This window comes from Opitutaceae bacterium, assembly GCA_015075305.1.
In the GTDB taxonomy this organism is placed as follows: domain Bacteria; phylum Verrucomicrobiota; class Verrucomicrobiia; order Opitutales; family Opitutaceae; genus UBA6669.
Window position 1 is genome coordinate 139560 of record JABTUS010000009.1, and the last position, 23012, is coordinate 162571.

At 63.6% G+C, this 23012-nt stretch carries 15 protein-coding genes and 1 riboswitch; of the genes, 5 read left to right on the plus strand and 10 right to left on the minus strand.

Annotated elements, in window-relative coordinates; genetic code table 11:
• Position 1: 1 nt before the first annotated feature.
• The 3 genes from HS122_16915 to HS122_16925 are packed head-to-tail and all read right to left on the minus strand — an operon-like array spanning position 2 to position 3811.
• Positions 2–2458, minus strand: coding sequence for a helicase (locus tag HS122_16915; GenBank protein MBE7540077.1), 2457 nt, complete (start codon positions 2456–2458; stop codon positions 2–4).
• An 18-nt stretch (positions 2459–2476) separates the two neighbouring features.
• On the minus strand, positions 2477–3103 hold the full coding sequence (locus tag HS122_16920; GenBank protein MBE7540078.1) for a hypothetical protein: 627 nt from the start codon (positions 3101–3103) through the stop codon (positions 2477–2479).
• Between the two features lie 21 nt (positions 3104–3124).
• Positions 3125–3811 (minus strand): DUF502 domain-containing protein, encoded by a 687-nt coding sequence (locus HS122_16925; protein MBE7540079.1) that lies wholly within the window; start codon positions 3809–3811, stop codon positions 3125–3127.
• Between the two features lie 152 nt (positions 3812–3963).
• Here HS122_16925 and uvrA point away from each other — a divergent pair, with 152 nt between their 5' ends.
• From uvrA to HS122_16945, 4 genes are all read left to right on the plus strand, one after another.
• Positions 3964–6831, plus strand: coding sequence for an excinuclease ABC subunit UvrA (gene uvrA, locus HS122_16930; GenBank protein ID MBE7540080.1), 2868 nt, complete (start codon positions 3964–3966; stop codon positions 6829–6831).
• Positions 6832–7141: 310 nt separating this feature from the next.
• Positions 7142–8002: a helix-turn-helix transcriptional regulator gene (locus HS122_16935; GenBank protein MBE7540081.1), complete on the plus strand. Its 861-nt coding sequence runs from the start codon at positions 7142–7144 to the stop codon at positions 8000–8002.
• An 80-nt stretch (positions 8003–8082) separates the two neighbouring features.
• On the plus strand, positions 8083–9243 hold the full coding sequence (locus HS122_16940) for an acyl-CoA/acyl-ACP dehydrogenase (protein ID MBE7540082.1): 1161 nt from the start codon (positions 8083–8085) through the stop codon (positions 9241–9243).
• Between the two features lie 175 nt (positions 9244–9418).
• Positions 9419–11602 (plus strand): hypothetical protein, encoded by a 2184-nt coding sequence (locus HS122_16945; protein MBE7540083.1) that lies wholly within the window; start codon positions 9419–9421, stop codon positions 11600–11602.
• Positions 11603–11764: 162 nt separating this feature from the next.
• Here the strand turns inward: HS122_16945 and HS122_16950 are convergent, their stop codons facing one another.
• The 7 genes from HS122_16950 to HS122_16980 all read right to left on the minus strand — a co-directional run bounded on the left by HS122_16950 (position 11765) and on the right by HS122_16980 (position 19960).
• On the minus strand, positions 11765–12454 hold the full coding sequence (locus HS122_16950) for a response regulator (GenBank protein MBE7540084.1): 690 nt from the start codon (positions 12452–12454) through the stop codon (positions 11765–11767).
• On the minus strand, positions 12451–15111 hold the full coding sequence (locus HS122_16955; GenBank protein MBE7540085.1) for a sensor histidine kinase KdpD: 2661 nt from the start codon (positions 15109–15111) through the stop codon (positions 12451–12453). Before HS122_16955 ends, HS122_16950 begins: the two co-directional genes overlap by 4 nt.
• Positions 15112–15172: 61 nt before the next feature.
• Positions 15173–15331, minus strand: a complete 159-nt coding sequence (locus tag HS122_16960) for a hypothetical protein (GenBank protein ID MBE7540086.1) — start codon at positions 15329–15331, stop codon at positions 15173–15175.
• Between the two features lie 15 nt (positions 15332–15346).
• Positions 15347–15967: a K(+)-transporting ATPase subunit C gene (kdpC, locus tag HS122_16965; GenBank protein ID MBE7540087.1), complete on the minus strand. Its 621-nt coding sequence runs from the start codon at positions 15965–15967 to the stop codon at positions 15347–15349.
• Between the two features lie 15 nt (positions 15968–15982).
• On the minus strand, positions 15983–18025 hold the full coding sequence (kdpB, locus tag HS122_16970) for a potassium-transporting ATPase subunit KdpB (GenBank protein MBE7540088.1): 2043 nt from the start codon (positions 18023–18025) through the stop codon (positions 15983–15985).
• A 28-nt stretch (positions 18026–18053) separates the two neighbouring features.
• Entirely contained in the window at positions 18054–19868 is a 1815-nt protein-coding gene (kdpA, locus tag HS122_16975) for a potassium-transporting ATPase subunit KdpA (GenBank protein MBE7540089.1), read from the minus strand.
• 8 nt (positions 19869–19876) lie between these two features.
• Positions 19877–19960 carry a potassium-transporting ATPase subunit F gene (locus tag HS122_16980; protein ID MBE7540090.1) on the minus strand — a complete coding sequence of 28 codons (84 nt, stop codon included), beginning with the start codon at positions 19958–19960 and terminating at the stop codon, positions 19877–19879.
• A gap of 513 nt (positions 19961–20473) precedes the next feature.
• A riboswitch (TPP riboswitch) is annotated at positions 20474–20587 on the plus strand.
• A gap of 59 nt (positions 20588–20646) precedes the next feature.
• On the opposite strand from HS122_16980, the gene HS122_16985 reads away from it, so the two are divergent.
• Positions 20647–22992: a TonB-dependent receptor plug domain-containing protein gene (locus tag HS122_16985; GenBank protein MBE7540091.1), complete on the plus strand. Its 2346-nt coding sequence runs from the start codon at positions 20647–20649 to the stop codon at positions 22990–22992.
• The last annotated feature ends 20 nt before the right edge of the window (positions 22993–23012 follow it).

Below are 23012 nucleotides of genomic sequence, written 5' to 3' on the forward strand. Positions count from 1 at the left end.
GTCAAGCCGGCGGGAGGATTGGCTCCGGAAACCCGGGTGAGCCAAGCCACCCCGCAAGATCCTCGTCGCTGAGAATGTTGCTTCCAAACTGGTAGTCCGACGCGAGCAGCGAGGCGTAGGCGGTCTCGCCAAAGCGGCGGCAGTGGAGAAGGACGTGCGCGTGCTGACCGGGTCCGCGCACGAGCCTGCCGATCGCCTGGTTCACCTTCTGCATGCCGGGAATCTGGTAGACTCTCCTGAACGCGGCGTCCCGCCCCTCCGATTGCAGGCCGTTCATGCGGGCGTGCTGGACCGCGTTGACTTCCGGAAGCGCCGGGCCGACGACCATGGCGTGGGTGACGCGGCCGCCGAGAAGATCGACGCTCTCGGCGAAGCCCGATCCGAGCACGAGAAAGAGCGCATCCGACAGAAGCAGGGACTCCTCGACCCAGGCGGCCTGCGCCGCCAGGTCCATGGCGCGCGGCTGCATTGCGACACGAAGCGGGTTTCCGGAGCGGGCAAGGGCGTCGGCGATGGATTCGGCATAGCGAAAACTCGGAAAGAAGACGACGATGGCGGACGCGGCTGCAGCGCGCAGCGACTCCACGGTCGCGGCCGTCGTTGCGGCGGACACGGCGCGTTTACGGTAGGAGGTGTCAACCCTCAGATCGTAGGCTATGCGATAAGCGCCTGTGCGCCAGGGCGTGTGTGCGACGACCTGGGAAAAGTCTGATGCGCACGAAACGGAGACCTGTTCGCGGAGGGAACCCGCGATGTGTGGATCGCCATCCAGTCCCACCGCCGTCCTGAAGGCGTCGCTCGGTCCGAATGTGGCGCTTGAAAATATCACCGCTCCGAAGCTTCGCAGCGTGTTGCCGGTGAACGTCGATGCGTCGAGACAGGTGAACCTGAGTTCTCCGGACGACGGACTCCAAAGCAGCCTGGGGAACGACGACTCTGTCAACCAGGCGTTCAACTCGACGACCTGCCACAGGCGCTCGCTCGAGACGGGGCCGAGAGTGGAATAGTCCACAAAGCCGCCCGCGATATTTTCCGCCAGACGCTGCAGAGTGTCCTTCAGATCGTCCTCGATTCTCGGGACAAGTTCGTCGCATACCGGCAGGCTCGCCAGCAGGTCGGTCCACGCCGTCCATGCCCGGCGCAGCGCGGTGCCGGCATCCGAGTGTTCGAGATCGGCGAGGGTCGCCTGGGCATCGGCGGCGTTCATGGAATGGGAAAGGGCGTCCGCGACGCGGCTGGGCAGGTTGTGCGCTTCGTCGACGATGAGCAGGGTTTGTGAAGCATCGAATCCGGGCTGCTCAAGAAATAGGCCGCGGTTGCGTGGCGCGAAGACGTAGTTGTAATCGCCGATCCAGACGTCGTTGAAGGCCAGGGCCGCCCTCGTGATTTCGTAGGGGCAGATGAAAGCGTCACGTCCGGCGACCCTCAGTGCATCGAGGTCGCGCCGATGGTCATCCAGCAGAAAAAAGCGGGAGAGCCCGCTTGCCGGCCAGCGATCAGCCGCTCCCGCGAGGTAGGCGCAGCTTTCGCGGGCGCAATGAAAGGTGGTGTTGATGCAGTGTTCCGATTTCGCGCGCACCTGCCAGACGGCGAGCGACTGCGTGGAGGACCCGGATCCCGGGTGATCCGGCGTTTCGTCCGCTGCGGTCATTGTCTTCAGCGTCTTGACGACCTGGAGCTGACCGGTCGACTTGCCGGTCAGATAGATCACGCGGGAGAATCTCCCGTCGCGAAGCTGTCCGAGCGCGCACTCAAGCAGCATGCCAGTCTTGCCGAACCCCGTTGGAGCCTCAAAGGCGACAAACCGGTGCGCCGCAAGGGCGGCATCGAGGTCGATGCGCGTGGACTCCTGGCCCGGGCGCAGATCGCTGAAGGCGGGGCGGAACCGAAGCCGCCTCAAGCGCTCGCGCGCCTGCCGGCGCAGGTCGAGAAATGCGACCAGGCTTTCGAGTCGCGAAGTGAAAAGCGACTCCTCCTCCCGCGTGATCCTGACGATCTGAGCCGCCCCCGAACCGATCTCGATGAAGAGCAACTGGCCGGTGACGCTTGTATCGGGATTCTCGATACGCCAGAGCGCCAGGTAGGCCGCCACCTGGACAAAGTAGTGCGGATACAGGGCGCGAAGGGCGGTGTCGTCGGCGGGCAGGGGAGTTGTGATGGTCTTGATCTCGCGAAGCGTGCGCGGCGACGACTCCGCGGGAGGAAGAATCTGGTCGATGCGTCCGTTCAGGGTGATGAGCCATCCGCGATGAGCGACGGAGCCTGCGATGGGCGCCTCCGCCTGCGCTGTCGGTTGCCCGGCCAGGGTCTGTCTGTGCAAACGCTGGTGCCAGTGGGTTCCGATCTGCGCGCGCCAGAGGCCCTGCTGACCTCCGGAACTCTCGCGCGGGCCGACGACAAACTCCGAAAACTCACCCACGCTCAGGGCGGCGGTTCGGCGATCGAGGTCAAATTCCATCGAAGCGGGGGGGGACGTCTAGTCGACCAGCACGTCCGTGTGTCCGCGCAGAAACTCCTCCATGCGCTGCTGGAGCTCCGGGAGTTCGGGGATGCCGGCGGCGTCCGCAGGCAGTTCGGCCAGGGGACTCTTGAGAAGCTTTTCCGCGGGTTCGCGCAGCGATGGTGGAAGGGACGGCAGCCATTGCTGCTTGATCGGATAGCCCTCGTCGCGGGCGAAGCAGTACAGGCTCTTGAAATAGACGATTTCAGGCGAGGCATTGCTCGCAAACGCCGAAAAGCTTGTGCGAAGCAGCGCGTACAGTTTCGTCCGGCTGTCCTCCGCGACCGGGTTTCGGCAGACGAGCGTGGCAAAGGCTGATGCATGCCGTAGTGATTCGAAATCCCTGCCTATTCCGGAGAGGCGCGTGAGCAGACGTGTCTCCCTGACAAACCAGGTTGGCCCCTGTCCGCGGTTTTCGACCTGGAGAGAAACTTCGTCGAAGAGGTCGATGACCGGCTGGGTGGATCCCGCCTTGCGGGACAGGCGATTCAAGACTGTGAGATGGCCGTGCTCGGAGGAGAAGACAACGAAGGTCTGGAATTTCTCCGCCGGGGGCTTCTTGAAAATAACCCAGGCGTCGGTGGCCAACGACGGGCTTGACACGGTAGGTGGTGGATCAGGGCGTCAGCGTGGGCTGAGGCTGTCCTGGAAGGCTGATTTTTCCGACGGCTGGGTCCATGGAGGAACGACTGCGCCCCCCGAGATGATCAGCTTCATTCCATCGCCCACACTCATGTCCAGGTCCACGATCCTGTTTCTCGGGACCATGATGAGAAACCCGCTCGTTGGGTTTGGGGTGGTTGGAACAAAAACAGACCAAGTCTCCTCGGGTAGCTTCGCCTGGGTTTCACCCCGGGCGCGATCGGTGAGAAAGCCGATCGTCCAGACCCCCTCCCGCGGAAACTCCACCATGACCACCTTGCTGAAGATGTTTCGATTCTGGGAGCTGAACGTGCCCACGATCTGCTTGACCGTGTTGTAGACCGTGTTGACCCCGGGGATGGATTGAACGGCGCGTTCCGCGAGGTGGCCGAAGTAGCGTCCGAGGAAGAACCGCGAGACATGACCGAGCAGGGTGACGACACTGACGACGAGCAGGGTCGCGAGCACGTTCCACAGGATCTCCAGGCTCGGATGCTCGCGCAGGTGGTCCGGAAGGAAGAAGAAAAACAACGGGCGGAACCGGCCGCCGACCGCCTCGACCAGCCAGGAAAACACGACCCAGGTCACCGCCAGCGGGGCCAGGAGCACGAGTCCCGTGAGGAACGCATTGCGAAGGGAGGCGAGGCGTGAAATCGGCGCGGACGACATGGAGAGGCGGCATTGTCGGTGCATGCCTCGCGTGACGCAATCGCCAAGCGGGCGCGGCGAAGCGCACTCCGCGCAGTTCATTGGCACTGCGGAAATCTTTGCGATATTCGCGTTTGCATACGGGCGGGAAGCGATAAGTTGCGGATTTCGCCATGCAGGTCCCGACCCATCTCCACGTCAAAGGCGCGCGGGAGCACAATCTGAAGAACCTCGAACTCAGGATCCCCCGGGGGAAACTTGTCGTGGTGACGGGGCCGTCGGGCTCGGGCAAGTCCTCCCTCACCTTTGATACGATCTATGCGGAGGGCTACCGGAAGTACATGGAGTCGCTCTCGACTCAGGCGCGGCAGCTCCTTGAGCAGCTCAAGCGCCCGGACGTCGATTTCATCCACGGGCTTTCCCCCGTGCTGGCGATCGAGCAGAGAACGGGAAACAACTCGCCGCGCACCACGATCGCGACAGTCACGGAGATCTCCGACTACGCGCAGCTTCTCTGGGCGCTGCGCGGCGAACAGCACTGCCCGAAGGATGGAGGCCGCGTGGTGCAGCGTTCGCTCGATGACAATGTGCAGCATGTACTCGAGCGCTGCGCCGGTGAGCGCATCCAGATTCTCGCGCCGGCGCTCGTGGCGAAGCCCTCCGTGCTGCGCGACGAGCTGCCGCGGCTTCGCCAGCGGGGGTTTCAACGCATCCGCATCGGCGGCGAGATCCGCAGTCTGGACGAACCGAATCTCGTGCCGACGGGCACGCAGGAAATGGCGGTGGACATCGTTATCGACCGGCTCGTGGCTTCGGCCGAGCAGCGCAGCCGGCTGGCGGACTCGCTCGAACTGGCCTTTCGCGAAGGCTCCGATCGCGCGCTGCTGCTTGTGCAGAGAACGGCCGGCGACCCTGTGAGGGATCTGCCGCTCAGCCAGTCGCTGGCCTGCGAGCGCTGCGGTGATGTTTTTCCCCGCCTGACTCCGCGTCATTTTTCCGCCAATCATGCGGATGGAGCCTGCGGCACGTGCGGAGGACTTGGGCGCAAGCTGCGGTTTGTGCCGGAACTGATTGTCGCCGACCCGGAGAAATCGGTGCGCGAGGGGGCGATCAAGCCCTGGCGCATTGGCGGAAAAAATCTCATCATCCGCCACAACGCCCTGCTCAAACAACTGGCTGAGCAGCTTCCGTTCGATCCGGAGAAACCCTGGAAGGATCTGCCGGAGGAGACGCGGAGGATCATACTTCACGGCGCGGAGGACCGGCTGTTCGCCTTCAAGCTCCGTCGCATGCGGGAGGCCCGGGTCATGCCGTTCGCGGGGGTGATCGCCGATCTGGAGGAGAGTTATCGGGAGACCGACAGCGATGGATTTCGCGCGCGCCTCAGCACCTTCATGGTGAGCGGCCCGTGCCCGGAGTGCGCGGGCTCCCGCCTGAATGCCCGCAGCGCGGCGGTCAGGCTGCAGACGTCGGGTGGATCGATCACCTTTCCGCAGTTTCTGTCCCGTGACATCGCCGATGCGGAGTCGGTGGCGAACGCGTGGATCGCGGAGCCGGGCGTCACCGACGCGATCCGTGAAGTCGTGACCGGCATCCAGCAGCGACTGCATTTTCTATCGGAAACCGGGCTGAGCTACCTGACGCTGAACCGCGACTACGCGACGCTTTCCGGCGGCGAGGCTCAGCGGGTCAGACTGGCCACGCAACTGGGGATGGGGCTCATCGGGGTGATCTACGTGCTGGACGAGCCCAGCATCGGACTGCATGCGCACGACAACGAGAAGCTCCTGGAAACGCTCCGCGCGCTGCGCGACCGCGGAAACACCGTGCTGGTCGTCGAGCATGATGAGGAGACGATGCGCATGGCGGATGAACTCATTGAGCTCGGACCCGAGGCTGGCAGCGAGGGCGGGCGACTGCTCTTCCAGGGTTCGCCGGCGGACTGCGCGCGGCTGCCCTTCAAACTTTCGCGCACGGGACCCTTTCTTGCGCGGAAAATGGGAGTGACCAAGGATTCGGCGACGAAGGCGCCTGACGGCTCCTGGCTGACCGTGCGGGAGGCGCGGGAGAACAATCTCCAGGGCATCGACGTGCGTTTTCCCATCGGCCTGCTCACGTGCGTGACGGGCGTTTCCGGCTCGGGCAAGAGCACGCTGGTGAATGACATCCTGGCGGTCGCGGCGGCGCGGAAACTCAATGGAGCGCGCGCGACTCCCGGACGCCACAGACATATCGAGAACCTCGATTCATTCGAGCGGCTGGTGCAGGTGGATCAGGAGCCCATTGGCCGGAGCCCGCGTTCGAACCCCGCGACGTTTGTCGGCCTGTTCGACCTGCTGCGCGACCTGTTCTCGCGAGTTCCCCTGGCGAAGGTGCGCGGCTACAAGGCCAGCCGCTTTTCCTTCAATGTGCGGGGCGGGCGATGCGAGCGCTGCCAGGGGGACGGCATGATCAAGCTGGACATGCTGTTCATGGCCGACGCGTACGCCCCCTGTCCGAGCTGCGGAGGACGGCGCTACAACCGGGAGACGCTGGAGATTCTCTTTCACGGCAGGTCGATCGCGGATGTCCTGGACATGACTGTGCGCGATGCGATCGGGCTGTTTCGGAACATACCGAAGGTGATCGACAAGCTGGCGACGCTCGAGGCGGTTGGGCTGGGTTATCTCAAGCTCGGCCAGTCGGCGACCACGCTGTCGGGGGGCGAGGCGCAGCGGTTGAAGCTGTCGCTCGAGCTCTCCAAGCGCCAGCAGGGGGAGACGCTTTACATCCTCGACGAGCCGACCACGGGCCTGCACTGGGTCGACATCCAGCGGCTGCTCGACCTGCTGTTCAAGCTGCGGGATGCGGGAAACACGATCATCGTCATTGAGCACAACCTCGACGTGATAAACCTTGCGGACTGGATCGTTGACCTTGGTCCGGGTGGAGGAAAGGACGGCGGCCGGCTGGTGTTTGCCGGCCCCCGCCCGGAGATCGAAACCGTGCCCGCATCGCTCACCGGCGCAGCCCTGAAAAAGTGGCGCAGGGCCGCCGGGTAAATTTCACGCGGAGTCGAGGATCGGCCAATGCAGTTGGTGGGGCACGCTTTGTCGTGACCAGGGGACGTGCGATGCGCAACGGTGCCGGAAGGTTCAAACGCGAAGTCGCGAAGACGCGAAGGATGGAGAGGGAATCGGACGGATGATTTTCACGCGGAGCCGCGGAGCACGCGGAGAGATCGGTCGGAGGGCGAAGCCATCATTCGAATTTGAGGGCGGATTGGCGGATGTTGTTGGGTGGCGCGCTCCGTCGTGCCCGGGGTTGCCTTTGCAGGCGGTTTGTCCAGATTTGAGGCCTGTACTCCATTCCATGCTGAACCTTCCGGACGTGATTCGGTCGAACCGCGCCTTTGATCGCCTGAGCATCGGCGATGTGCTTATCGCGCGTTACACGTGTCCGCTGACCGATGACGAGGTGGGCTTGTGGGCGGAAAGCGATTACCTTGTGCACGTCCTGACCGGCAGGAAGACCTGGCGCACGGCCGCCGGCACGTGGACTGCGCGGGCTGGCGACGCGATCTTTTTCAAGAAGGGCGCCTGCATCGTGGAGCAGCACCGCGAGGAGGAATTCTGCGTGCTGATGTTCTTCATTCCCGATGCGCTTGTGCGCGAAGTGGTGAATGACCTGGGGCCAGGTCCGGCGCGGGAGTCGAAGGCTGTGCAGGATCCGTCGGCCGCGATCCGCGTGCTCGATGACGTCACGCTCACGGGCTTTTTCCACTCGATGCGGACCTATTTTGCGCAAACTGAGCGCCCGCCTGAGGCGCTGCTGCGGCTGAAGCTGAAGGAACTGCTCGTGGGGGTGATGACGGGTCGGCACAATCCCGAACTCGCTGCGTACCTCGGGTGGCTTGCGGGTCACGTTCTCCCGCCGCTGGCGTCGCTCATGGAGGCCAATTTCCGCCACAATCTGCCGCTTGAAGCGTATGCGCGGATGTCGCATCGGAGCCTCTCGTCGTTCAAGCGGGAGTTCCACGCGCAGTTTGGCGTGCCGCCGGGACAATGGCTTCGGGATCGACGGCTCGCGCACGCTGCGCAGTTGCTCCGCGCGACGGATCGTCCGGTGACCGAGATCGCGTTCGACTGCGGTTTTGAAGATGCCTCGCATTTTACCAAGGCATTCCACCTGCGGTTCGGACAACCACCATCGGCCATGCGGAATCGGCGCTGAATACGCCGATTGGACCGGACAGACCAGTGATTGGACTCCACGCCCAGGCGCCGGAGGAGGAAATCGGGTATAACTGGGGCATGTCATCAACCCAGATTCTCTCCACACCTGTTCTTTCATCCTCAGTTTCTTCATCCGCTTGGGAACCACGGATACGCAATCTGAGCGCCCGGTTTGCAACGCGGGCCGCATCCGCGGACGAAGACGCGACCTTTGTTGCTCAGAACTACGCCGAGTTGAAGGCTGAGGGCTTTCTGGCTGCAGCCATTCCGGTCGAGCTGGGCGGGGGAGGGGTGTCGCATTCGCAAATGTGCGATCTGCTGCGTGTAGTCGGCCAGCACTGCGGCTCGACCGCGCTGGCGCTCTCGATGCACCAGCACCTCCTTGCGGCGATCCTGTGGCGTCACCGCCAGGGACAAACTGGGGCGGAGGCGACGCTGCGGCGCGTTGCCGAGCAGCAGCCGGTCATGGTGAGCACGGGCGCCCGCGACTGGACGGAATCGAACGGTGTGGCGCTGAAGGTTCCCGGTGGCTACCGGGTAAGCGGCACGAAGGCATTCGCCAGCCAGTCGGCTGGAGGCGACCTGCTGGTGACCAGCGCCCAAAGCCAGGATCCCGAACGCAGGGCTGTAGTGGTGCATTTCACCGTGCCGCTGAGGGCCGACGGTGTGGTTCTGCTCGACGACTGGGATACGCTTGGCATGCGGGGCACCGGCTCGAAGACCGTGCGGCTGACCGACGTGTTCGTGCCGGATTCGGCGGTGACACTGGTGCGACCGCAGGAGGGGTTTCATCCGGTGTTCCATGTCATCCTGGCGGTGGCGATGCCGTTGATCATGTCAGCCTATGTCGGCATCGCCCAGCGGGCCGCTGCGCTCGTGACCGAGCACGCACGGCAGCAGGCTCGCCGCAAGCCGCACGTCGGCCCGGCGCTGGCGGCGATGCACAACGAACTGATCACCGCAGAGCTCAACTGGCGCGATCTCGTCCGGATGGCGAACGATCTTGCTTTCACGCCGGGCATGGCGAACAGCCACGAGGTCGTGAGCCGCAAGACCAACACGGCAAACGCCTGCATGGCGGTTGTGACCCAGGCGCTGGCGATCGCCGGCGGCCCCGGATACTATCGCAGCTTCAACCTGGAGCGCCTGTTCCGTGACATCCAGGCCGCGCGCTACCACCCGCTGCCGGAACCGGACCAGCTGCAGTTCTCCGGTGACCACCTGCTCGCAGGTTCATGAACCTCCATGCTTTCTCCAGGCAACCGCCTCACGCCAATTGAAACTCCGGCGTGCGCGGCCGCGGTGTTTGTTGAAAATGGAGTGATGGAATGCCAAATGCCCCGGGAATTTTCACGATCTTTCATCTTGTGGATCGCCCTGGCGCGCCGTGTTGTGGCGGACAAGTATGCCATCCATGCGCTGTCTCCACGTTTTGCTTTCTCTCGTCATCATCGCCGTCGCGTCTGCCGAGGCTGAGTCTCGCGTCGACTTCAGCCATGCCTTTGGCCCGCCGCATCGCGTGACGGTGGCTCCGCCTGACAGCGGCGACAAAACGCTCGTGGATTGCGAACCGGGAAAGGTGTCCCTTTCGTGGAGCAACAATACGCTCATGGATTATCCCGTGGGCAATTTCTTCGGACCGGAGACGCAGTGGAAACTGGTCTTCCAAGTGCGGGTGGACGATCAAAGAATCGAGACTTCCACCTGGCGCCGTCTCGACGGCTGGCTTCCCGCCCTCTCCGCCGATTTTCCGCATCCGGCGGTGCGCGCCAAGATGGAGGTCATCGGCACCCCGCGGGCTGCGGTCATGCGGGTCGAGTTCACCAATCTGGACAAGACCGCCGCGCACAAGGCCTCGGTCGAATGTGCCGTTCCGGGCAACTGGAGGGGCGTCATGCCGGCCTTCGTCGATCCCGGGCTGGCGGGCAATGCGAGCGACGCGCTTGTCGCGGGATGGAAGGCGCGGGCGGACCGTGTGCTTGTCGCCGCACTCGGAGGCGAGGACTATCCGCTGTCGCCAAACACGCTTGCGCCTGTGGTCCGGCTCCAGCCGGGCGAAAGCAAGGTGATCTGGGTGGTGCGGCCCTACCGGGTCTATGAGTCGATGCTGCCGGAGCTGCGGGTGCGCGACTGGGCGGCAGAGTTTGAAGAGGCGCGCGCAGGCTGGCACCGGCTCGCGTCGCGCGCGGCACGCCTGCAAGTGGCCGACGAGGGAGTGCGCAACGCCTATTATGCGATGCTTGCCGACATCTTCATCATGCGCGAACCCGTGCCCGGCGACTACCTCGCCGTGCTGCCCGGCACCGAACTTTATCGCGGGGCCAATCCAGTCGAGGGCGCCCTTGCCTGCATCGTGCTGGACCAGGCCGGCCTGTCCGTGGATGCGGCGGACGGCTACCGCCTTTCGCTGGACACGCAGAACTTTGACGGCTGCTGGAGCGAGGATCATGGCTGGATGCGCACCTTCTGGGGTGCGTCTGGATTCAAGTGCTGGTTCGTTATGGAACACTATCGCATCACGCGTGACCGCGGTTTCCTTGCGCAGGTTTTTCCACGCATGCTGGCGAGCGCCCGCTGGCAGGAACGCGCGCGACAGCGCACCCGCGTCCTGGTGGGAGGAAACAAGACGCTCGACTACGGTCTGCTTCCGCGCGGCATGGGCGATGGCGGACTCAAGAACGAGGGCGGTCACTACGGGGTTTTTCTCCCGCACAACATCTGGGCGGTTTTTGCCGACCGGCTCACGCTCGAGGCGGCTGAAGCACTCGGGCTCAAGGCCGAGGCGGCCGAGTTGCGCGGGAACTACGGGATGGCGCGGACCGACCTGATCAACTCAATCCGCGCCGGTGCGATCACCGAAGGCGACTATCAGTGGATCCCTGGCGTTGCCGGCAAGACCGAGGGCAGCCGGTGGGCTGCGTTGAACGCCGCATTTCCCACCCGCCTGCTCGCTGCCGACGATCCGCTCATCACCGGCACGATCCGGAGGATGGAGTCGAAGATCAGTCCTGGAGGCCTTCCGATTCACCTGGGTTGGATGGAGGATGGACTGTGGGTGGCAATCGCCCTCGACAACCTGGCAGAGACTCACCTCCTGCGCGGCGATGGCGATGCCTCGGCACGCTACCTTTACGCCGCCTTGAATCACGGCACGCCCCTCTATTCGTGGTGCGAGGAACGCGGTCCCGAACCCGGCACCCTGAGAACCATGGGCGACCGGCAGCATATCTGGACGCCGGTGTCCGTTGCCCGCCTGCTGCGCGATTCGCTGGTGTTCGAGGAGGGTGACACACTGTGCCTCGCACGCGGGGCCGATCGGTCCTGGCTGGCGCGCGGTCCGCTCGGCGGGTCCGGGCTTGGCAGTCATTTCGGTCCCGTGAGTTACACCTTCGCCATGGCCGATGCCGATCATGTGAACGGAGAGATCCTGCTTACCGAAGGGAGGCAGCCGGGCAGGCTCCAGGCGCATCTCCGTCTTCCAAACGGCCGGAAGATCACCGCGGTGGATGACCCACAGGCGCGAATGCTCCCTGATGGTGAGACTCTCGAGTGGATCAAGCCGGCGGCCAGCCTTCGTTTCACCGCCACGATCCGGTGATTCGATTGGCGCGACTGTCGTCGCGCTTGCGCATGATACCGCGTTGAAGAACGCTTTTCACATTTGCGAAATGGTGATCAGCCGTTCGGGCAGGCTTGCGCTCGTCACCGGCAGGGAGGCTGCGGAGCCGACGGTTGTCGGGCCTGACGGCTGCCAGCGGGGTCACTCGACAAGCCGGTATCCAATGCCCGCGTCCGTAAGCAGGTGGCGCGGGGTCTGCGGGTTCCCCTCAAGCTTCTGCCGCAGGTGCGTCATGTGCACGCGGAGGTAGTGCGTGTTGTTCTCCCCCGCCGGGCCCCAGACTTCCCGAAGAATGTGGTCGTGCGTAACGACCCTGCCGCGATGCTGGACCAGCAGGCGAAAAAGCGCGTACTCCTTCGCCGTGAGGTGCACCTCGGCGCCGCTGCGCCGGACTATTCTCGCCGCAAGATCGATCTCGATTTCTCCGAAGCGCACGAGCGAGGTGTCGCTGTTCAGCTGCGTGCGGCGCATGATCGCGCGCATGCGCGCCAGCAGTTCACCTGCACTGAATGGCTTGGAAAGGTAGTCGTCCGCCCCGGCATCCAGCGCCTCGATCTTCTCCCGCTCGCCGGAGCGGACCGAAAGAATGAGAACGGGGGCTCGCGACCACTCGCGGAGCCTGCGCAGCACTTCCACGCCGTCCATGTCGGGCAGTCCCAGATCGAGAATGATGCCATCCGGCTGGTTGAAGGCGGCCTCCTGCAGGCCGGTCTGGCCGGTTTCCGCTTCGCAGACCCCATAGCCCGCGCTCGTCAATGTCAGCCGCAGCAGACGGCGAATCTGGAGCTCGTCGTCGATGATCAGCACCTTTTGACCAGGGGTCGGGTTCATTCGGAGGAGGCGGGCTGGGGGGCCTTGAAGGGCAGGTAGATCGTGAAGGCGGCGCCGCCACCGGGATTCTCTCCGGCGACAATTTCGCCGCCCTGTGCGACGATGAATCCGCGCACAATCGAGAGCCCGAGGCCCAGGCCGCCGGCGCGCGCGGCGTCGCCTCGGGAAAACTTCTGGAACACCCGGTCCTTCATCGAGGCAGGCAGTCCCGGACCCCTGTCGGCGACCATGAAGAAGACGCGCTCCTTCCCCCTGTCCATGCCGGCGGTCAGAAACACGGTGGTTCCCGGCGGCGTGTGCGTGGCGGCATTGAGGAGCAGGTTGGCAAGCGCCTGCTCCGTGAGCGCAAAATCCGCCTGGACGGGAGGCAGATCGGGCGGAACCGAAACGTCGACCGGATGATTTGCCAGGGCATCGCGCACTTCATTCAGCGCCGCGTTCAGCATGTCGTTCATGTCGCACCAGTCGAGCCGGGGTTTGAGCGCGCCGCTTTCGAGCCGCGTCTGGTCGAGCAGATTGCCGACGAGACGATTGAGGCGGCGGGAGGCGGTCCGCCCCTCCGCCATCAGGCTTTCCCGCAATTCCGCACCGCCAGTCTCCGCCAGACTGTCAAATGCGCTGGTGATGACGGAGAGAGGGGTTCTCAGTTCGTGCGACACGCTGTCGAGGAGGACGCGATGCAGCTTGTCAGACTCAGCGAGGAGCTTCTCGCGCTCGCCGGCCTCTCGGAGGTGCTCGCGCTCGACCGACAGCGCGAGCTGCCGCGCAAAGGCGTCGAGCAGGTCGCGCTGGGCCAGCGTGAGCTTCTCCCCCGAGGGAACCATGACACCCAGCACGCCGAGCGACTGATTCTCCAGGGTCATGGGAACATAGTAGCCGGAGCTGCCGGGAAGCGTGTCGGTGAACCGCCCCGCAGGCCGCCTGTGGCGGAAAGCCCAGTTTGCCACGCCCGCTTCATTCTCGTTGAGCGAGTAGGAACCGGCGTAGTGCAGCACGGGCGCGGCGCCGCGGTCGAGCGCGAGAAGCAGCGCGGTCCGCGCGCCGAGAAGCCCGTCAAGCTGACGCAATGCGGCGAACACCGCCTCATCCAGCGTTCCCGCCTCCGCGAGCGATCGCGTGAGGGTGAAGAGGGCGACGGCCCGCTCCTCCCGCCTCCGTTCGTTGCGCGCCTGCGCGCGGATGCGCGATGTCATCTGCCCCGCCACGAGCGCGACGATGAAATACGTGATGAAGAGGATGCCGTTCTCGATGTTGCCAATGTGGAAGGTGAATTTTGGAGGAATGAACAGGTAGTTCCATGTCAGGGCGCTGAGCATCGCCGCGAGGAGGACCGGCCATCGGCCCACGCGAAGCGGCAGGAAGACGATTGCGAGCAGGTAGATCAATCCGATGGCAAGGTAGTATTTCTCGGGAAGCGCCAGACCGAGGGCCGTGACGGCGGCCACGGCGAGAGCCGACCAACCATACTCGGATGGGCGGCGAACCATGGCCTCCAGGCCGCTCCAGACGGGACGCTGCGAGCGCGGTTCGGCGGGCACGACATAGATGTCGATGTTTCCTCCCTGGCGAAACAGCCGGTCGACCAGGTTGCCCCGAATCCAATCGAGCGGTCGGAAACCCCTGGGTTTTCCCACTACGATCTGCGTCGCGTTGTGATGCAGGGCGAGGCGCACCAAAGCTGCGGCAGCGTCCTCGTCGTGGGTGATGACAACTTCGGCGCCCAGTTCACGGGCGAGCGAAAGATTTCGGTCGAGCAGGGCCTGTTCATTGGGGGAAAGGGCGCGCGACGATTCGATGTGGGCGGCGATCCAGGGTGCGCCCTGGGCGGCGGCCAGGCGCCTCGTCCAGCGCACGAGCTGCGTTGAAAACGGGCTTGAGCCTACTGCGACGAGCATGCGTTCGCTGCTTCGCCACACGGTCTTCTTCACCTGGGTCGAGCGCAGGCTGCGCAACTGGCGCTCGACGCGTTCGGCGGTGAATCGAAGGGCGAGCTCCCTCAATGCGGTGAGATGGGTGTCCTTGAAAAAGTTTTCCGCCGCCGTCGCGGCCTTTTCACCGAGGTAGACCTTCCCCGCGGACAGGCGCTCCTGCAGAGCCTCGGGAGTGAGATCGATCAGCTCGATCTGGTCGGCCAGGTCGAGGAGTGAATCCGGAACGGTTTCGTGGACGGTCACGCCCGTGATCTGACGGACTGTGTCCGCGCGGGACTCCACGTGCTGGATGTTGAGAGTTGTGAAGACATCGATGCCTGCATCGAGAAGCTGAATAACGTCCTGGTAGCGTTTGGCGTGAATCGACCCCGGAGCGTTTGTGTGCGCCAGTTCGTCCACCAGCACGAGCTGCGGCTTGCGGGCCAGAATGGCCTCAAGATCCATCTCCTCGAGATGAATGTCCCTGTAGGCGATCTTTTTCCTCGGCACCTGTGGCAGACCCTCGAGCAGCGCCTCCGTTTCCGCGCGGCGGTGAGTCTCGACGATTCCCACGACGACATCCACGCGGTCGCGCAGCTCGTCGTGGGCGGCCTGGAGCATGGCGTACGTTTTTCCGACTCCCGGGCACATGCCGAAAAAAACCTTGAGCATGCCGCGGCGAGCCCGCTCCTCTCCGCGTTTCAACGAGGCCAGCAGTGCATCGGGGTCGGGTTTTCGCTCGGTCATGGGCTCGGCCGGAATGCTACGGGGACGGAATCACGCGGCAAGGCGACTTGGAGTCGCAGATTTACGGGGTCCGTCCGGGTGTGTGGAAAGGGGCCCATCGACCCTTGTCGGTGATGGTCTGGCGACAGGAGGGATCGAGCACGGCCATGGTGGCAATCGCGGTCAGGATCACCGCCAGAACAACCGCCCTTTTCAACTCCTTTGTCGAATATTGTCTCATGCCTGTGAGGGACGTTCAGGGAGTCTCGTGTCCATGGATTCCGGGGTGCGTCCTGGCCAATCCGTCGAGCGTGCGATTCAGCTGGACAACGTTGACACGCGATGCGCCGAGGACGCCGAGATCCCGAGCCTTTGTGTGCTCCATCACCAGGGCGCGGACCGTGTCAATAGGCAGACCGCGGGCCATGGCGACGCGTGCTGTCTGAAGGTCCGCGTTGACGACGCTGATCTCGGGATCCAGACCGCTGCCGGAAGCTGTGACCGCGTCGGCGGGCACGGGTGTCATCGCCGTCAGTCCATTGCGCGAGCGATATGCGCTGACATTGACCGCGATGAGGTCGGCGAGTTTTCTGCTGGTCGGTCCGAGATTTGATCCGGAGGAGGCTGTTGCGTCATAGCCCGCGCCCGCCGCAGAGGGGCGGGGGTGAAAATAGCGGTCGCTCGGGAAGGGCTGTGCGATCAACTCGGAACCTCGAATCGTGCCATCGGCGTCGACGATCAGGCTGCCGTTTGCCTTGTGGGGAAAGAGCGCCTGAGCGCCGGCCCATACGGTAAGCGGATAGAGCGCGCAGAGCAGCACGGCCATGACGAGCGTCAGCAGGGATGAAGTGGCAAGTGCGGACAGGAAGGTTTTCATGGTGCGGGAAAAGGTCTAGACGAGATTCAATGCATTGATGGCGATATCGATCAGCTTGATGCCGGCGAAAGGGATCAGCATTCCGCCCACGCCGTAGACAAGGAGATTGCGGCGAAGAAGAGCCGCGGCGCCGATGGGTTGATATGACACTCCCCTGAGCGCGAGAGGGATGAGCGCGATGATGATTAGCGCGTTGAAGATCACCGCGCTCAGGATTGCGCTGTGGGGGGAGCCCAGGTGCATGACATTGAGCGGCGCGATGGCGGGAAACGCGACGATGAGCATGGCGGGAATGATCGCGAAATACTTGGCGACGTCATTGGCGATGCTGAAGGTCGTCAGCGCCCCGCGCGTGATGAGCATCTGCTTTCCAATTTCAACGATCTCCAGGAGCTTCGTGGGATTCGAGTCCAGGTCGACCATGTTGCCGGCCTCCCGCGCGGCCTGGGTTCCCGTGTTCATGGCGACACCGACGTCGGCCTGGGCGAGCGCGGGCGCATCGTTGGTGCCGTCGCCCGTCATGGCGACCAGATGGCCCTCCTCCTGTTCGCGGCGGATTCTTGCGAGCTTCATCTCCGGTGTGGCCTGCGCGAGAAAGTCGTCGACTCCCGCCTCGGCGGCGATGGCCGCGGCCGTCAGCGGGTTGTCGCCGGTGATCATCACCGTGCGGATGCCCATGGCGCGAAGCTGGGCGAAGCGCTCCCTGATGCCTCCCTTGACCACGTCCTTGAGGGCGATGACACCGAGAACCTCGCGCCCATCCGCGACAACCAGCGGGGTGCCGCCCTGCCTTGAGATATCCTCGACCGAATTTGTGATGGCCGCTGGATAGGCGCCGCCTTGGCCTTCAACCCATTGTCTGATGTTTTCCGCCGCGCCCTTGCGGATCCGCCGTGGACCGTGGCCGACTTCGCCGGACAGATCCACGCCGCTCATGCGGGTCTGCGCGGTGAAGGGCACGAACACTGCGTGCGGTGCCGCGAGGTCGCGTGCCCGCAGGTTGAACCGCTCCTTGGCGAGAATGACGATGCTGCGGCCCTCGGGTGTTTCGTCGGCGAGCGAGGCGAGCTGCGCCGCATCCGCCAGGCGCTCGCGCGCGACTCCCGGGGCAGGGATGAACTCAGCAGCCTGGCGGTTGCCGAGGGTGATGGTTCCGGTCTTGTCGAGCAGGAGAATGTCGATGTCGCCTGCGGCCTCGACCGCGCGCCCGCTGGCCGCGAGGACATTGCGCCGCAGCAGCCGGTCCATGCCCGCTATGCCAATGGCGCTGAGCAGGCCTCCGATCGTCGTCGGAATCAGACAGACCAGCAGCGCGATCAGGGTCGCGATCGAGAACGTGGCGTTTGCGTGCTCCCCGAAGGGCTTCAACGTGAGCACCACGATCAGGAAGATGAACGTCAGCGCGGACAGGAGAATCGTGAGGGCGATTTCGTTGGGGGTCTTCTGGCGCCTGGCTCCCTCGACGAGACTGATCATGTGGTCGAGAAATCCCTCACCCGAGCCCGCCGTTATCCGGATCAGCAGCGTGTCCGACAGCAGGGAGGTTCCGCCAGTGACCGCGCTGCGATCTCCGCCCGCCTCGCGAATGACGGGAGCGGACTCTCCGGTGATGGCGGATTCGTCAACGGATGCGGCTCCCTCGATGACCTCGCCGTCGCCCGGTATCAGCTCGCCAGCATTGACCTTGACGAAATCGCCCCTGGCAAGTGTGGAGGCATCGATCGTCTCCCATGATCCGTCCGCGCTGCGCCGTCGGGCGCTCATCTGCCGGCGTGTGGCCCGCAGCGCGCGCGCCTGCGCCTTGCCGCGCCCTTCGGCGACGGCTTCGGCGAAGTTGGCGAAGAGCACGGTGAAGAGAAGCCACAGGGCGATTTGGAGGACGTAGGTGAACGGCTCCTTCGAGGTGAAGAGCTGCAGGAAACAGAGCAGGGATCCGGTCAGGGTCACAAGCATCACGGGGTTCCTCAACTGAAGCCACGGATTGAGCCTTCGGATGGAATCGACGGCCGCTTGACGAAGAATCGTGCGATCGAAGAGCGAGATTGATTTTGTGCTCATGGTTGGAGAAGACAGACGTGCGGATGGCTCAGAACAGGACTCCACCGGCCATCAGGAAATGCTCCACGATGGGTCCCATCGCGAGGGCCGGAAGGTAGGAGAGGGCTCCCACGAGAAGAATCGTGCCTATCAGCAGCAGGACGAAGGTGGGGCCCCCGGTGTCGAGGGTTCCCATGGTTGCGGGCGCGCAACGCTTGTTGGCGAGGCTTCCGGCGATCGCCATGACAGGCACGATCATGAGGAAACGCCCGATGAGCATGGCGATGCCAAGTGTCACGTTGTAGCGGGGGTCGCCATCGGCGGGATTGGCCACGAGACCGGCGAATGCGCTGCCGTTGTTGCCGATTGCGGAGCTGTAGGCGTAGAGGATTTCCGTGAATCCATGCTGTCCGGCGTTGCTGAGCCCGGCCTGTCCCCAGGTGCTTGCGCAAGCCCACGCCGTGAATCCCAGCAGAGGTGTGGACAGCGCCATCAGGACCAGCACGCACATCTTCATGTCGAAGGCCCCGATCTTCTTGCCCAGGTATTCGGGCGTGCGCCCGACCATCAGGCCTGCGATGAACACGGAAAGCAGGGCAAAGATCAGGATTCCGTAGAGCCCGGCGCCGACGCCGCCGAAGATCACCTCGCCGGTCTGCATGTTGAACAACGGGACGAGTCCGCCGAGAGGCGTGAACGAATCGTGCATCGCGTTGACAGCGCCGCAGGAGGCAGCGGTCGTAACGGTCGCAAAGAGCGTGGAGCCTGGAATGCCGAAGCGGGTTTCCTTGCCCTCCATGTTGCCGTCCGCCGCCGCGACACCGAGCGCCTGATGAACAGGATTGCCGGAAGCCTCGGCCCACCAGGACGTGCAGGCACCCGCGACAAACAGCAGCGTCATCGCGGTCCAGAGCGCCCAGCCATGCCTCTGGTTCCGTGTCTCACGGCCAAAGTAGTAGGTGAGCGCGCTCGGGATGGCCAGGATGGCGAGCATCTGGAGAAAGTTCGAAAGCGGAGTGGGGTTCTCGTAGGGATGCGCCGCATTGGCCCCGAAGAAACCGCCGCCATTCGTGCCGAGGAGCTTGATGGCGATCTGCGACGCCACGGGGCCCTGGGGGATGAGCTGGGAATTGACGGTCTTCGACGTCATCACCGGGGCTCCATCCGTCCCGGTGATGACCTTGCCCTGTGCGTCCACCGCCGGCGATTCCCGGGTGATGGCCTCAAGGGTCTTCGCGGAGACGCAAGGCCTGAAATTCTGGATCATTCCCTGCGAAACGAACGCCAGGGCCAGGACCAGGCAGATCGGGAGCAGCACATAGCAGGTGACCCGCACGATGTCGGTCCAGAAATTTCCGATGCTCCTGGCGGACTTTCTGGCAATGCCGCGGGTGAGCGCCGCGGCGACGCCGATGCCGACCGCCGCGGAGGTGAAGTTGTGGATGGTGAGCGCCACCATTTGGGAAAAATAGGACAGCGTCGACTCGCCGCTGTAGCTTTGCCAGTTGGTGTTTGTCGTGAAACTGGCGGCGGTGTTGAACGCAAGGTGTGCGGATAGGCCGGGCAGGCCCTGTGGATTGAGGGGAAGCAGGTGCTGGTATCGAAGGATGAAATAGGTGAAGAGCATGCCCACGAGGCTGAAGGCGAGCAGTGAGGTCGTGTAACTGATCCAGGTCTGCTCAACCTCCGGCCGAATGCCGCAGATCCGGTAGGTGATTCGCTCGATCGGCTTGACGGCGCGATCGAGGCAGGTTCTGCCGTTCGCATCGAGAACCCGGACAAGGTGCAGCCCGAGGGGTTTTGTCAGGAGCGTGAGTGTCCCGAGGAAGAGGGCGAATTGAAGCCAGTCGCTGGTGTTGTTCATCGCAGTGCCTAGAATTTTTCGGGCCAGAGCACGGCGGCGAGCAGGTAGGCCAGCGTTGCCATGGCGAAGAGAAGGATCAGCGCGGTCTGCATGTGACGGATGTTGATTGTGTTGACCGCGACACTACCGAAGCCGTTCGCAGAGGCGTGCGTACGCCAGGCAGAGGCAGAAGAAGATCACCGTGGTGCCGCTGAATATCAGGTCGCTCATCATGCGCCCATCATGCCACACCGGATTGTCGGCGCATAATTAAGACCAGAGCCGAAAGCATTAAGAAAGTGTTAAGGCCCGCGGATACGGAGCAGCATGGGGTGAGCAGGGGATGAACTTCAGGATTAAAGAGCTTCATGTGGGCGCAGCCGTTGGAACGCGGCAGTCCAATGGGGCCCGATCAGTCGTTCTCAATCACCTGGGCATGACTGCATGTCACCTCCAACGGAGCGGGGGACGCATGATCGAGCAGCCGAGGGGAAAATCGGGTGGAGAGGCACGCTCCGTCGTGACCTGGGGACGCGCATCGCGAAACGACGCCGGAAGGGAGGGTAAATTGGCGGACGGTCGAAATTTTTGGCTTGCGAAACGGTGAGGATGGGTGTTTGTCACGTTTCTGCTCGTAGGGGTGTCCTCCGCGGAGGACTGAGATTGCGGTGCGCTCGGCCGCTCGACCCTTTGAACCTGAAACGGATCATACCGGCGAAGGAAACAAGCGAGGTCGCGTCGCGGGACGCGTCCTTTTTCCGTCTCCCGGGAGTTCGAATTGGGTCGGGCATCATTCAACATGCGACACCCAACACGAATCCTTCTCATCGGCCTCGCCAGTCTCGCGGCCGAAACCAGCGTCCCGGGGCAGACCTCCGCCGATGACGTGGTTGCCCTGGAAAAGTTCCAGGTGACAGGCCTCCCGGTGGAAAAATCGATCAACCCGCTCACGCGTGCGATCTCATCCGTCTTCGGGGACGATCGAAATCCACTCGAGACGGCCCGCTCGGTGAGCACGCTGACGACCGCGCTGTTCAACGAGCGCCAGATTCACGGCGTCAGGGAGATCCTCCTGTATTCACCCGGCAGCTACGCCGGGGCGAGTTATGGAAAAACGACGGTGCCCAACCTGCGCGGTGACACCGCGGAGACCTACCTCAATGGACAGCGGTTGAGCTACAATCTCTACGGGTACTTTCCGTCGTTCAACGGCGTCGAGGCCGTCGACATGGTCCGCGGGCCGGGCTCGGCCGTTTTCGGCGCCGGCTATTTCCAGGGGGGATACGTCAACTATGTGACCAAGCGGCCGCAGTTTTCGCACCCGTCAACGGTGATCACCACCCGTGTCGGAACCTGGGCGCCGGGCGACACCAGTTTTCTGAACGGCTCCGTGCAGATCGACACGACCGCCCCCGTCAGCGACCGCCTGGCGTGGCACCTGAGTCTGGAAGGCATGGGCGGGAAAACCTACTTCAGGAAGAACCATGTGCGGGATGATCGGATTGACGCCTTCGCCGCCGTTTCCTGGAAACCCGCCGAAGGCACCAGCGTGGAGTTTGTGGCACAGTACCTCTGGCAGGCGGCGCCGGAAATCCTCGGCGTGAACAGGCCCAGCCAGGAGCTGATCGACTCCGCGCGCTACTACACCGGGGACTCGGCGGATCTGTCCCCTTATCCCGGGCCGATTCCAGCGACGGGTTCCATCATTCTTCCCCGCGATGCGACGCTCTTTTCGAAGGGGGATTTCTCAAACGCCAATGTCTTCCGCAGTCAGGGCGTGCTCACCCGGATGATTTCACCGGCCCTGACGCTTGTGAACCGCACCCTTGTCGAGCATGTGAACCGGCGCCGGGTGCACAGCTTCGAGTACGCGGAATACGTGACGCAGGACACGGCGGAGAACCGAACGGAGGCTCATGCGAGCTTTTCGCTCGCCGGCATGCCGCAGCGGGTGATAGCGGGGGCGACGGTTCGTTACGAGGGACGCCGGAGCTTCACGAACTATTTCAACGAATACTTCTACAACTTCGACATCACGAATCCCGCGCGTGTGTTTGACGAAAAGAACCGGTATCCCGCCTCCTATTTTCATGGCTTCATCGGACCGGGCGGGCGCGAGTTTTTTCCCGCCAGCTATGACAGTCCTGAAACCGTTCGCAGCGAGACGTGGAATCCCGCGTTGTTCTGGCAGCAGGACATTCAGTTCACGCCGAAACTTTCGGGCACGATCGGCTGGCGCGAGGACGTGTTTTTCGCTCGGGCGCGGGATCCCCTCGAGGATGCGTCGGGAATTTCCTTTCGCGACGCCGAAACGGTCGATGCCCTTTCCGAAGCCTACAGCCTGGTTTATCGCGCGGCGGCCAATATCTCCGTCTATGCCACCCACAACCGCATGCGCTCGGCGCTCGGGAATGTCACGGGAGGAGGCGTGATCCTGAATGTGCCGGATGGGCAGATCAACCGGGACGACTTCCGCAATCTCTCAGAACTGGTGGAGATCGGCGCCAAGGCATCGTGGCTGGAGAATCAGCTCTTCACCGCGACGACGGCGTTCGAGCAGACACGGTCGCGTGTTTCAATCGGTGGGCGCAGGAATGACATCCGCGTGAGCGGGATCGAAATTGAGGCGGTGTACCAGCCGAATGCGCGGCTGCAATGGACGGCGAACGCGACCTTTCAAAATGGCTGCTACCTGCAATCCCGCCCCTTTCAGCTCGGCGGAAGGTCGATCTACGCCGCCTATGCCGCCGGCAGGGGGCCCTATGGAAAGGGAACCGCCGGCGCTGAGTTTGATCCATACGCGAACCAGGTGTCGCCAGGCGACTGGCCGCTGCTGGGGTTTTCAGACACACTGTTGAACGGCAGCGTCCGCTATCGCTGGGAGAACGGGTTTGGGGCGGGAGCCACGATCGCCTGGCAGAGCGAGCAGCCGGGGAATCTCGACAAGGAGTGGATGATCCGCGATCAGTTTCTGATCAATCTGTCGCTGTCGTTTGAAACAAGAAAATGGACCGCCAATCTCGATCTGCTGAATGTCACAAATGAGAGAAACTGGATTCACAATGGCGATGCCTACACCGGCAGCCAGATCGTGTTTGCCGAACTGCCCTTTCGGCTCGAGGGGTACGTCAAGTTTCGCTTTTAGCACGAGAGCGGATTCGATGG